Origin of the sequence: Prevotella sp., from assembly GCF_051059605.1 — a bacterium.
Taxonomy (GTDB): domain Bacteria; phylum Bacteroidota; class Bacteroidia; order Bacteroidales; family Bacteroidaceae; genus Prevotella.
This window is the reverse complement of record NZ_CP050883.1, coordinates 1,791,535-1,804,605: the sequence shown is the minus strand read 5'-3', so window position 1 is coordinate 1,804,605 and position 13,071 is coordinate 1,791,535. Positions and strand designations below refer to the sequence as shown.

Below are 13,071 nucleotides of genomic sequence, written 5' to 3'. Positions count from 1 at the left end.
AATGGAGAATATAAATTTGGAAAAGAAACAGGAGGAGATTCTTCGTAGATAGATTGAGCAAGTTTGCGTGGTCATTCTCTCGCTGATAACGCAGATCTCGCAGAGGAATGCAGCAGGCTGCATTATTTTGCAGATATTATAGCTTGAGGTTATTGTGCTTTTGTGGTTTTATCTGCGTAATCTGCGAGATCTGCGAGAGAATCATTGGGGTTTCTTTGTAGAATTGATAGAGTCCTCTTATGCGAATATTCTCTTGCAGAAAAATGCAGCCCGCTGCATTCCTCTACGTTATCTGCGGGAGATAGCGTAGTTCATGCTATTGTATTTTTAGCAGAAATCCTTATTGCTCTAAAAGCACAGATAATAGTTTTTGTATCAATGGATTTCAAAATAAAACAATTGTTTTGACGCTTTTTATTAGTGGTAACTTGCAAAGTAGTATGTGGTTAAAATAGCTGAATGTAGATTTAGTAAGTTATATAAAAATGTGTAAATTTTATATCAGTCTTGATTGTTTTAAGCTAGCTTAAGTTAATTAATAAAAAAGTTAATTTGTTTATATATTTATAATGTATACCTTTGTGTGGAATTATAAGAACTATATATGAAATTAAAAATATTAGTTGTTTGTTCTGTTATTTTGGGAATGATTTCTTGTTCAGATAAAGAAGAATTGTCCAATCTTACTGATGCTTCTGATACAAATCAATCCTTACAAAACGATGCTGGTAAAAATACCAATATCCAATATGAAATGCAATTTGCTAGATGCCTTTCACAAGCAATATATGAACGACAAGATGTTCGCCAGTTTGTGAAAGATGAAGCCCTTAAAAAAATAGATAATGCTTATGATGTTTTCTTTCCTATTGCAAAAGATAAATATATAGGAAATATAACTTTTAAAGATGTACTTTGCCAATATGTATCACATGATGTTTTGCTGGATTCTATTGAAAAGCATGTACCTATGTTGAATATTCATTTACCTGAGTTAGGAACTACTAAAGTAAGTGATTTGAATACTTCAGAAGCCGAATTACCTGTTCTTTGTGGGCAAAAAATATTTGTTAATGGAGAAGTGGTTGATTCTATTTCTGATGATGAAATACCAGATTTTAACGTGTTAGTGATTTCTGAAAATAACGCGATACAAAAAAAGACTTCATCAACACGCAGCTTTGATAGTAATGATAATGTGATGTTAGGAAATAATTATGAATATGTTTCTCCTGTGTTCAATCCTAGTTGCAATAAGCACAACACTATTTCAAGTACAAGAAGCGGAGGGCAAAAGGCACCATCTGATAAATATACAAATGGAAAAATACCAAGCTCAGATCTAGATCCAAAGCTCATCTATGCATATAAAGTATCTAAATCATCCAAGCGAGGGACACGATTTGCTATGTATTATGGTCTGAACAATTTAAACGACACTGCGATGACTTTGAAATCTGATGTTAAGGATTGTATCTATAAAATAAAATTTTCTGTTAGTGCTGATTTTAAAGATATGACAACAAATAAAGGGGCTTATAATTTTTTTAATCAGGATGTAATAGTGAAGAAGAGTCCTATAACTAGAGAAGATGCTATTCGTAGACTAATAAATGGACGAGTATATTGTTTTTTATTTACTTTTATTTCAGGAAACGAGGCTCAGGAAAATGTGACAACTCAGAGTGTAAGAATTTATGCACGACCTGATCAACTTTTTAATTTGGATGTAAATCGAAGTAAGAGACACCGTACAGCATTTAGACATTCAAGATATGCTTATAGTATCAATCTAAAAAATATAGCTTCAAAATGGTTTTATCCTTTGGAAAACAACCAGTTTCCTATTTTAGACAGATGGAATATTTTAAAAGGACCAATAACTAAGTCTGTTGTGGTATATTTAATAAATCCAGATGAAAAATCAACAACCACTACTTCTGAATCTTATACTATGAAGTATTCTTCTGATGTAAATTTAGGATTAGGGGCAAAAGCAAAACTATTTAAGATATTGGATTTGGGAATTAATGGAAAATTTGACTCTAGTAATTCGTTTGAGAAAACGGTTACAAAAACATTTTCAATAGCGGCTCATAATTTGAGAATAGGTGATTTTAAAATGGATTATTTTGAGGATTACCCAATATCAATAATATACTCAGACGGGAGTGTTGTTCCAATGATTTTGGGAACTGGCCCAATAACAATGAGTATATTACCATTTTCAACAGATTACTTAACTCAAAAAAGATACAATAAGTAATGAAAACAACCAAGAAATATTTTTTTGCGAATAGCAGAATATAGATTTAGTAAGTTATATTTTATGCCTAAATATTATTTCGTAGTAATTGGCTTGCAATTGCTTAAGTTAATTTTTTTTAAAGTCTATTTGCTTATTTTGCTTGTATATCTATAATTTGTACCTTTGCATCGAACTAAAAAAACTATATACATGAAATCTAAATTATTAATGACAGCAAAGAATAGTGTTTTTACTATTAGTATTATATTGTTATTGTTGAATGTTTTTACGGCATGCAGCAAGGACGATGATAATGTTGTAGATAAACAATTTGCTAACACTGTATGGATTCATCGTTTTGCATCAGAGACTTACGGTGTCTATGCAGATGCTTTGGTATTTTTTCGTGACGGTACTATAAAAGAGTATGGACTGGATAGTCATGATAAAATCTTATATGAATATGCAACTTATCGTTTCAGTCGTGTTGATGCAAATTATATTTCGTTTTCAGAAAATATTAACCATATTCTTGTAGAAGAGAATCATCTTACTTTAGTTTATAACTTCTACAAAAGTGCTTATCGTCCAGAAGATTTGGCTTAGTTGTTAAGTGAAAAGCAATCGTAAAATATGAAATGCGGTGTCTTATGATTGCTCTTCACCATCTTATTTATATATTTTCCCACAGATTTCGTAGACAAAAGACACAGTTGGGGTAATAAAACAAATAACAATAACGGCCGTTTAATTTTAGCTCTCACTTGCAAAGACATAAATGTGAGAACCAAAAGAAAATAGGGTGATGGAAGAGGGAAAAGGAGCAAACGAACAGATGAAGAACAAGAAATATAAATACATATCTAACAAAAGCTGTTACTTCAAAAACAGTCTTTATTAGTTACTTGGTAATTGGAGCACCGATCATTCCGGTTGCTCCAATTACAGTTATTTTATTAATCATACTTATATCTGTTGTACTTTTAATGCTTGTTTGATAAGGATTATATAGATTTTGAAGATTCATTCATTTTCGGATAATCAGTATAACCTTTTTCTCCAGGAGTATAATAAGTATCTTTGTCCGGTGTATTAAGTGGTGCATCTACTTTAAAACGCTCTACCAAATCTGGATTCGCAATATAAAGAGATCCAAAAGCAACCAAATCCGCATCACCAGATGCTATAACTTGATTAGCTGTTTCTTTTGTGTAACGAACATTTGTGATGATAGTGCCTTTATAAAATTTACGGAAATGCTTTGCAACCTCTTTAATTGCTAAGTCCACTTTTGAAACATCCGTGAATGGTTCTGTAAGATGGATGTAAGCTAAAGGATAGTCATTTAATCTACTGATTACATAGTTATATAATTCTGTAGTTTCATCATCGACTTCAATGCCCATCATACCGTGAAGAGCAGGATTAAAGCGAATTCCAACTCTTGTAAGATCAACCACAGTCTTTAGTTCGTCAAGTATTTCAAAAATTATGCGAGCTCTGTTTTCTATAGAACCTCCATATTCATCGGTTCTATGATTTGAGTTTTTATGTAGAAATTGCTGTAACAAGTAGCCGTTTGCACTATGTATTTCTACTCCGTCAAAGCCAGCTTCAAAAGCATTTAGTGCTGCTTGTTTGAAATCATTTACGGTTCTTTTTATGTCGGCAATGGTCATTGCACGTGCTTCTACCGTATCTTTAAAACCTTCAAAAGTAAATACTTGTTGGTTAGGATTAATAGAAGATGGAGCAAGTGGTTTGTTTCCATTCTGTAAATCGGGATGCGACATAGCACCTGTATGCCACAATTGGGCAAAGATAGTTCCACCCTCTTCATGTACAGCCTTGGTGGTTAATTTCCAACCTTCAACTTGCTCTTTTGAATAAATGGCTGGCACATTGATGTATCCAACCCCTTCAGGACTAATAAATGTTCCTTCGGTAATTATTAATCCTGCAGATGCTCTTTGTTTGTAATATTCAGCAATGAGTGGTGTAGCTACATTACCTTCATTGTCAGCTCTAGAGCGAGTCATAGGCGCCATAACTATTCGATTTCTTAATTGTAACCCATTTAAATCATAGGTATCAAAAATTGTTTTGCTCATAATCTTATTTTTTAAATTATTTAATGTTGCAAAATTAATATCAAAGTCAGTTACATCAGTTATACATAAGCGGGAATATATTATACATTTTACGGATAAATACTAAAACATTGTTTTGAAATATAAAAAATACAATATGATATGTCAGTTTGCAGTCTAAGTTTTATTCATAACTTTATGGTTACCAAGATATAAATTATGAGTATATCTCTAACCAACCTGACAGAAATATATTGGCAAGTTATAAAAAAACTAGTAGAAAATAAAGATAGGAAATGAAATTAACACTAAATTAACGTGCGTTTTTCAAATTTTCTCCTTTTTGTTTATTTATCGTTTTAATTGTATCATTAGTTGGAGCAGATGTTGTTCCCCTAACCATAATAAAAACGATGTCAATAAGTAGTTCTTCATCAGTTTAGGGGTGAGATCCCTCATGAATGGTCTTGGCTCTGTATTAGCAGGCAAGATATTTAATTCCTTTGAATATCTAGCTGCGCTCGGCATAGCTCAAGTAAATTTGGCTCTGCTCTCACTTGCAAGATATTTTTCTTTATCCAGTATTTTGTCTACCATTATACATCGGCTATTGACAGGAGGCAGTTTAAGACTGATTTATAGCAGATCTTTGTCTGTATTCCTTTCATTTTTTTAAATAATTCCACCTTTGTCAATCGTCTTGTGTGTTGTAACTTTGTGTTTTTATTATTAAAAATAATTATCTATTATGTCACTATCATTTTCAGAGTTTGCCGTAAGGTGTTCAGTACAACTAGAGGCAGACGGGCATTTCTCTACAGCCCGTCTTTATCGTAACGCACTGAAGTCATTTACTAATTATATCCGTCGCAGCGAAGTCCAATTTACCGACTTAACCCGTAAGCGTCTGGTAGCCTATGAGCGTGATCTTCGCTATCATAACTACTGCCCCAACACAATTTCCACCTATATGCGTATGCTCCGTGCTATTTATAATAAGGGGGTGGATGCAGGATATGCTCGCTTTGTTTACCGCCTTTTCCATGATGTCTATACTGGCATTGATATTAGCCGCAGGCGTGCTCTTGAAGTCAAGGATCTTAAAACTCTCCTATGTACCAAGGTAGAGAAACCAGCACTTAAGCGCACCCAAAAGATTGCGGCATCCTTATACAGTTTGTGCGGCATGTCATTCGTTGATTTTATGAACATAAATTTCAGCAGCGTCAATAGCGGAGTCCTCACCTATAATCGCCATAAGACAGGTACAAGCATAAGCATCTCTGTGATGAAAAAAACGATGAAGATCGTGAATGACTTGAAGATGCCTAGGAGTGACATGCGTACCGCAGAAGGCTATCGCCGCTATCAGTCCCGCCTCCGTCAGTTCAACTCCTGTATCTCGCGTCTTGCCGCCACTCTTGGCATCACTCGTCGCGTTTCATCATATACTCTTCGGCATTCATGGGCAACGGCAGCCCTTCGCAACCATGTTCCTGTGGAACTTATCAGTGCGGCTCTAGGGCACCGCAGTATCAGAACTACACAGATATATCTAGGTGGTTTTAGTGCGGCTGAAATTGGTGCTGTAAACAACAAAATATGCCGATATCTTGACGCTGTATAGTATAAAAAAATGGGGGAAAAAATAGCCGTTACTTCACAAGTAACAGCGTTTATTATTTGACTACAAATGTATATAATTTTTTACAAAGACGTATGGGTTTTTGCATAAATTAACTATAAATTAGTCTAGAATGTAAATAAAAGGACATAAGTTATCTTAACGAGTCCTATTTAAACACATTTTAAATTTTCGTATAATTTTCATTCTTTATTGCGTGCTAACTTTATGAAGTACGCAAAGGAGTCTTTTATCCTGTTTTTCGTCCAATTTTATATCATTGACTTCGAATTCTTTCTGTTACTTGTGAAGTAACAGAATTCTAAAACAATAGAATATATAAATGCAATCCCTGAATTAATCACTAAACGATTTAGGTGAGCACTTGGTAAAGACTAAATTGAAAATGTTATCTCTAATATATAGAACAAGCGACAGTTATAATAAAATACGTATACTGTCGAATTTCCTAGATGAATATAACAATGATGCTTAATCGCATTAAATACGAAATGACTTAAATTGAAGGCCAGTCATGATGCTGCAGCAGCGGTGTCATGTTTTATAAGATTCGTGAGAACCGCGGCCTAATCTTAATATTACTTGAACTTTGATAGAACTTTGATTCTATCGTCCCCTGTTTTATGAGTCGTATAACAGGGTAATTCACACTAGAGAGTGTGTACTTTGAAAGCCTTTCCCCGTGAGGGGGAGAGGCTTTTTTAATTAGCCAATATGATATTCATTAGAAAGGTAATATAACAATAGTGACTTATACAAGGAAACTATTCCTGATCTTTTGCTCTTTGTAAAGCCTCTATTTTAAGTTGCGCTGCGATTTTCTTAGCCTTGACGTTTACATCTTTAATATCCTTCTTTCTGTAATAGCTTCTTGCTCCGTCACGGTCGCTCAGAACAAGTGAGTCATCGCCAAGATAATCAATGTTGCAGGTGTCGTTCTTCGGATTTATTGTGGTAATGGTGTTATTCTTGTTGAATACAGGTGTTGCGCTTACAACAACAAGTTTGCCATTCCAAATATGCCAACTGGTGAAATATCCTAACTGAGGATATACAACAGGACTCTCATCTTCAAGTGAACTTTGCGAACTAACATATCCTACACTTTGTGTAGTCCATTGTCTTCTAAGCCAGAATCCATATTCGCGAGGTACAAGATAAGTCTGTTTCACTGAGTCTGGCATGTCCTTCATTATACGCTTCTGCAATTTCTTGCTCATGTTCTCGTAGTTGCGCATCTTCGGCATTACCACATAGCACCATATACCTTTTAATTCATCTAGATTTACAACTTCATCGGCAACATGCTTATCAGATTTATTCAATACAACACCAATCCAGTCTCCCACATGTATGCTTCCAAGCACACGCTTTTTGTTGTGAGCATCAATGATATCATATTTTATGGGGTCGCTTCCATCGTTAGGAAGTAGTAGGATTGTAGAGTCATTGCAACCTTCGCAAGCTAGTCCGTAGACAGTTTTATCACCTGTCATTTTCATTTCATCATTAGTATGTCCCGACATAGGGTCAGGCTTGTTGTTATCCTTGTTGCTGCATGCTGTGACAGACAGTAAAATGGTTGATAAAATGGCGAATAGTTTAAATTTCATAACATTATAAATTTTGTGCAAATATAAGGGAATAATTGTAAAAAATGGATGTAATGGTGGTGTTTTTGGAATTTTTTATCTAAATTTGCACGCTGATTAGCACTAGGGTTCTGTTTATATATGGAACAATGGCGATATATTATCTGTTTATTATAAAAATCAAATATAAAATATAATATGGGAAAGAAAATTCAGTTCAGTCTCGTTTATCGAGATATGTGGCAGAGTTCAGGCAAGTTCCAGCCTCGCAAGGATCAGCTTGAGCGCATAGCTCCTGTTTTTATAGAAATGGGTTGTTTCGCTCGTGTTGAAACTAATGGTGGTGCTTTCGAGCAGGTAAACCTTCTTGCTGGCGAAAACCCTAACGAAGCTGTACGTGCTTTTTGTAAACCTCTTAACGAGGCAGGCATAAAGACTCACATGCTTGACCGTGGTCTTAATGGACTCCGTATGTATCCTGTTCCAGATGACGTTCGTGCACTAATGTATAAAGTAAAGCATGCTCAGGGAACAGATATCACTCGTATATTTGACGGTTTGAATGATGTGCGTAACATTATTCCTTCAATAAAGTGGGCTAAGGAAGCTGGCATGACTGCACAGGGTACTCTGTGTATCACAACTTCTCCTGTTCATACATTGGAATATTATTCAAAAATAGCTGATCAGCTTATTGAAGCCGGTGCTGACGAAATCTGCCTTAAAGATATGGCTGGTGTTGGTCAGCCTGCACTTCTTGGTAAACTGACAAAGGCAATCAAGGACAAGTATCCAGAGATAGTTGTAGTGTATCACGGACATTCAGGTCCTGGTTTGTCTATGGCTTCTATTCTTGAAGTTTGTAACAATGGTTGTGATATCATTGATACAGCTATTGAGCCATTGTCATGGGGTAAAGTTCACCCAGATGTAATCTCAGTAATTAGCATGTTGAAGAACGAAGGTTTTGATGTACCTGAGATCAACATGAACGCATATATGAAGGCTCGTGCCCTTACTCAGGAATTCATTGATGAATGGCTTGGATATTTCATCAACCCAGCAAACAAGATTATGTCTTCTTTGCTTCTTGGTTGTGGACTTCCTGGTGGTATGATGGGTTCTATGATGGCAGACCTTGGTGGTATTCGTCAGACAATCAACAACCTTCGTAAGAAGAAGGGTGAAGAGGAAATATCTCTTGACGACATGCTTGTGAATCTCTTCAATGAAGTTGAATATGTATGGCCACGTGTTGGTTATCCTCCATTGGTAACTCCTTTCAGTCAATATACAAAGAACATCGCATTGATGAATCTTCTCACTATGGAGCAGGGTAAAGGTCGCTTCGTGATGATGGATGAGTCTATGTGGGGTATGATTCTCGGCAAGAGTGGAAAGATTCCTGGAACAATTTCTCCAGAGTTGATAGAATTGGCTAAGAAGCAGGGACGTGAGTTCACTGATGCTGATCCTCATACATTGTTGACAAATGCTCTTGACGATTTCAAGAAAGAAATGGACGAGAACGGATGGGAATATGGTAAGGACAACGAGGAACTCTTTGAACTTGCTATGCATCCTGAGCAGTATCGCAACTACAAGAGCGGTCAGGCTAAGAAAAACTTCCTTGCTGACTTGCAGAAGGCTAAGGATGCTAAACTTGGTGCAAAGACAAGTCCTGAAGAGGCTGCTGCATTCAAGCACGCTAAGGCTGATGCTATTGTTGCTCCTGTAAAGGGACAGATATTCTGGGAATTCCAGGGTGAAGGTGAAGCTGCTCCTGCAGTAGAGCCATATATCGGCAAGGAATACAAAGAAGGTGATGCTTTCTGCTATATTTGTACTTCATGGGGTGAATTTGAGACAATCAATGCAGCTCTTGGTGGCAAACTAGTAGAAATCAACGCAAAGCAGGGAACTAAGGTTAATAAGGGTGATGTCATCGCTTATATCCAGCGTCCTGAAGCATAATAGAAAATATTATCTATGTTAATATAGAGGGGATTGGGCTATGCCCTTTCCCCCTTTTTATCATCTGGCTATGAACTATCAGAATATTATAGATAAATATTATACCGAAGACAATCAACTGCGCTATATATTTATGACCCACAGCAGCCTTGTAACAGAGCGTGCGCTGAAAATTTGTGACTTGCATCCAGAACTGAATCTCAACCGTAGATTTGTTGAGGAGGCTGCGATGCTTCATGACATCGGTATCATAAAATGTCATGCTCCTGGGATATATTGTTTCGGTAGTGAGCCATATCTGATACATGGAAGAATAGGTGCTGAGATGATGCGTGCTGAGGGATATCCTGATCATGCTCGTGTTTGCGAGCGACATACCGGAGCAGGAATAGGAAAGGAAGAAATAAAAAGACTTGAGCTTCCGCTTCCGTATGAGGACTTTCTGCCAGAAACGATAGAAGAGAAAGTGATTTGTTATGCTGATAAATTCTTTTCAAAAACTCATCCTGAAGTAGAGAAATCTATAAACGAAGCAGAGAAAAGTCTCGTTAAATTCGGAGAAGATGGCTTAAAGCGCTTTAAGGAATGGGAAATGATGTTCGAATAAGGTTTAAAAAACAAAAAACTAAAGGCTAAGAACATAAAACTAAAAACTTATTATTATCTTTGCAGACTGAATGAGGAAAATTTCGTTTATAGCAATTTTGTTGCTCGCTGTCATGTTTGTTATGGCGGGTTCTAACTTCCAGTTATTTAAGAGGCACAAGAAATTGGCCTCTGTAGACTCAATGGCTGTAAACGATTCTGTTAAAAGGGATTCCCTCGGTCGTGCAATTATTGATACAACCAAGATGGACTCTTTGCAGTTGGCTATTTATCATCATAATAAATTGGTTGATGACTCTATCCATCTTGATTCGTTGAATAAAAAGAAAAAAAACGGTATTGATGCTCCTGTGAACTTCTCGGCAAACGACTCTATGGTGTATGATGCACAGCATAAGGTTGCACATCTTTATGGATCTTCAAATGTGAAGTATGAGACGATGGACCTGAAGAGTGAGAAGATTGCTCTGAATATGGATAGCAGCATTGTGCATGCAACTGGAGTCTATAAGGATTCAACGAAACAACTTACAGGAACTCCTACATTTGCTATGGGATCGGATAATTACGAAAGCGATACCATGGCATTCAACTTCAAAACCAAGAAGGGACTTATTCGCAATGTATATACCGAACAGCAGGAGGGATTCCTAAGAAGTGAACTCTCTAAGCGTAACAACAACGGTGAGATATTTATGCAGCATGGACGTTACACGACATGTGACGAGAAGCATCCTGACTTTTATTTAGCACTATCGCGTGCAAAGGTGCGTCCTGGTAAGGATGTAGTTTTTGGACCTGCGTACCTTGTTGTAGCGGATGTTCCGTTGCCATTGGCTATTCCTTATGGATTTTTCCCTTTCTCGAAGAGTTATTCTAGTGGTTTTATCATGCCGACGTATGGTGATGAGAGTACTCGTGGTTTCTATCTTCGTGATGGTGGATATTATTTTGCCATGAATGATAAGTGGGATTTGAAGTTGCTTGGCGAAGTTTATACGAAAGGTTCATGGGGTATAAGTGCAGCTAGTAATTATAGACAGCGATATAAATTTAATGGTAGCTTTTATCTTAGTTATCAGGACACTCAGACTGGTGATAAGGGCATGCCGGATTATACACGTCAGACAAGTTTCAAGATTCAATGGAGCCATAGGCAGGATGCAAAGGCTAATCCCTTTAACAGCTTGTCGGCAAGCGTGAACTTTGCAACATCCAGTTATGAACGCAATAATATGGGAAGTTTGTATAACCCACAGACGATGACACAATCTACACGTACATCTTCTGTAAGTTGGAGTACAACATTCTCTAATATTGGACTTTCTTTGAGTAGTACTGCTAACTTGAGCCAGAATATGCGTGACTCTAGTATTGCAATGACACTACCAGACTTGAATATCAGTCTCAGTCGTTTATATCCGTTTAAGCGTGCTCATGCTGTAGGTAAGGAGCGTTGGTATGAAAAAATTGCACTGAGCTATACCGGTCAGGTAAGTAACTCTATTTCTACGAAAGAAGACAAACTGTTGAAATCTAGTCTTATCAAGGACTGGAAGAATGGTATGCAGCACCAGATTCCTATAAGTGGTAATTTTACTTTGTTCAACTATTTAAATATCAATCCATCTTTCAATTTCACCGACCGTATGTATACGAATAAAGTAATGCGCTCGTGGGATGCGAAGGCACAAAAGGAAGTTGCTGATACAACGTATGGATTCCACAACGTATATAACTGGAACCTCAGTGTAAGTGCAAGTACAAAGCTATATGGTTTCTGGACACCAAATCGAAAGATCTTCGGTGATAAAATACAAACGATACGCCACGTACTCACTCCGACAGTAAGTTTTAGTTATGCTCCTGACTTCGGTGCTTCAAGATATGGATATTATGAGACCTATCAGCGTACGAACTCTGATGGTTCTGTTGATTTAGTACAGTATACACCATATCAGAATGGATTATATGGTGTTCCTGGAAGAGGCAAGACAGGAAACATTAGTTTTGGTCTTGACAATAATATTGAGATGAAAGTTAGGTCTGACAAGGACTCTACAGGATATAAAAAATTGAGCATTATTGATAATCTTGGTTTGAATATGTCATATAACATGGCTGCTAAGGAGAAACCTTGGAGTGACTTGTCTATGAATATCAGACTGAAATGGTGGAAGAACTACACATTCAACATGAATGCTGTGTTTGCCTCTTATGCTTACGAGCTTGATTCAAAAGGAAATCCTTATGTAGGAAATCATACTTATTGGGGAATGGGCAAGTTTGGACGTTTCCAGGGTATGTCACAGAACGTATCATACACATTGAATCCTGAAAAGATAAAGAAATTGTTTGGCGGTGGCGACGATACCAAGAAGGATGATGACAAAAAGAAAAAGGATAAAGACGAGGAAGGCGTAGATACAGACATAGAATCAAATGTTGACGAAACGATGATAGACGGTCAGCGCAAAGCAAAGAAGAAAAAAGATACCAGTAAGGCTGCTACGGATGATGACGGATATATGACGTTCTCTATGCCTTGGTCACTTACATTCGGATATGGTATCACTATGCGCGAGAACACTTCTGGTACATTCAATACAAGTAGTATGCGTTATCCTTATAAGTTTACGCAGACTCTTAACTTCAGTGGAAACCTTCGCATCAGTGAAGGCTGGAACATCAGCTTCTCTTCAGGTTACGACTTTGAAAATCATGATATAAGTATGACAACAGCAAGTTTGCAGCGTGACCTTCACTGTTTCAACATGAGTTGCTCTGTTGTGCTAGCCCCTTATACAAGCTATAACTTCACATTCCGTTGTAATGCAAGTACCCTTACAGATGCACTTAAATACGATAAGCGAAGCGGATATAGCAATGCTGTACAATGGTATTAATATATAATAT

General features: G+C 36.7%; 8 protein-coding genes. 6 read left to right on the top strand and 2 right to left on the bottom strand.

The genetic code is table 11. The features are described 5' to 3' along the window. Nucleotides 1-604: 604 nt before the first annotated feature. Together HEQ28_RS07220 and HEQ28_RS07215 are read left to right on the top strand one after the other, a co-directional pair. Entirely contained in the window at nt 605-2,266 is a 1,662-nt protein-coding gene (locus tag HEQ28_RS07220; RefSeq protein ID WP_434501601.1) for a hypothetical protein, read from the top strand. Nucleotides 2,267-2,458: 192 nt separating this feature from the next. After that, the gene (locus HEQ28_RS07215) at nt 2,459-2,854 is read left to right on the top strand and encodes a hypothetical protein (protein WP_434501600.1); all 396 of its coding nucleotides are present in this window, start codon (nt 2,459-2,461) and stop codon (nt 2,852-2,854) included. A gap of 398 nt (nt 2,855-3,252) precedes the next feature. On the opposite strand, the gene HEQ28_RS07210 is transcribed toward HEQ28_RS07215, so the two are convergent. Next, nucleotides 3,253-4,359, bottom strand: coding sequence for an alkene reductase (locus HEQ28_RS07210; protein ID WP_434501599.1), 1,107 nt, complete (start codon nt 4,357-4,359; stop codon nt 3,253-3,255). Between the two features lie 727 nt (nt 4,360-5,086). Between HEQ28_RS07210 and HEQ28_RS07205 the strand changes: the two genes are divergently transcribed. Continuing rightward, nucleotides 5,087-5,965: a tyrosine-type recombinase/integrase gene (locus HEQ28_RS07205; RefSeq protein ID WP_434501598.1), complete on the top strand. Its 879-nt coding sequence runs from the start codon at nt 5,087-5,089 to the stop codon at nt 5,963-5,965. A gap of 782 nt (nt 5,966-6,747) precedes the next feature. Here the strand turns inward: HEQ28_RS07205 and HEQ28_RS07200 are convergent. Further along, entirely contained in the window at nt 6,748-7,596 is an 849-nt protein-coding gene (locus HEQ28_RS07200) for a hypothetical protein (RefSeq protein WP_434501597.1), read from the bottom strand. A 177-nt stretch (nt 7,597-7,773) separates the two neighbouring features. Here HEQ28_RS07200 and HEQ28_RS07195 point away from each other — a divergent pair, with 177 nt between their 5' ends. From HEQ28_RS07195 to HEQ28_RS07185, 3 genes are all read left to right on the top strand, one after another. Continuing rightward, nucleotides 7,774-9,549 carry a biotin/lipoyl-binding protein gene (locus tag HEQ28_RS07195; protein WP_434501596.1) on the top strand — a complete coding sequence of 592 codons (1,776 nt, stop codon included), beginning with the start codon at nt 7,774-7,776 and terminating at the stop codon, nt 9,547-9,549. A 70-nt stretch (nt 9,550-9,619) separates the two neighbouring features. Then, nucleotides 9,620-10,156, top strand: coding sequence for an HD domain-containing protein (locus tag HEQ28_RS07190; RefSeq protein WP_434501595.1), 537 nt, complete (start codon nt 9,620-9,622; stop codon nt 10,154-10,156). A gap of 70 nt (nt 10,157-10,226) precedes the next feature. Further along, complete coding sequence (locus HEQ28_RS07185) at nt 10,227-13,061, top strand: putative LPS assembly protein LptD (protein ID WP_434501594.1); 2,835 nt, start codon at nt 10,227-10,229, stop codon at nt 13,059-13,061. Nucleotides 13,062-13,071: the final 10 nt, after the last annotated feature.

Excerpts from the sequence above, each read along its gene's own strand:
- HEQ28_RS07220 (WP_434501601.1), top strand. The coding sequence starts at position 605 with ATGAAATTAAAAATATTAGTTGTTTGTTCTGTTATTTTGGGAATGATT.
- HEQ28_RS07215 (WP_434501600.1), top strand. The coding sequence starts at position 2,459 with ATGAAATCTAAATTATTAATGACAGCAAAGAATAGTGTTTTTACTATT.
- HEQ28_RS07210 (WP_434501599.1), bottom strand. The coding sequence starts at position 4,359 with ATGAGCAAAACAATTTTTGATACCTATGATTTAAATGGGTTACAATTA.
- HEQ28_RS07205 (WP_434501598.1), top strand. The coding sequence starts at position 5,087 with ATGTCACTATCATTTTCAGAGTTTGCCGTAAGGTGTTCAGTACAACTA.
- HEQ28_RS07200 (WP_434501597.1), bottom strand. The coding sequence starts at position 7,596 with ATGAAATTTAAACTATTCGCCATTTTATCAACCATTTTACTGTCTGTC.
- HEQ28_RS07195 (WP_434501596.1), top strand. The coding sequence starts at position 7,774 with ATGGGAAAGAAAATTCAGTTCAGTCTCGTTTATCGAGATATGTGGCAG.
- HEQ28_RS07190 (WP_434501595.1), top strand. The coding sequence starts at position 9,620 with ATGAACTATCAGAATATTATAGATAAATATTATACCGAAGACAATCAA.
- HEQ28_RS07185 (WP_434501594.1), top strand. The coding sequence starts at position 10,227 with ATGAGGAAAATTTCGTTTATAGCAATTTTGTTGCTCGCTGTCATGTTT.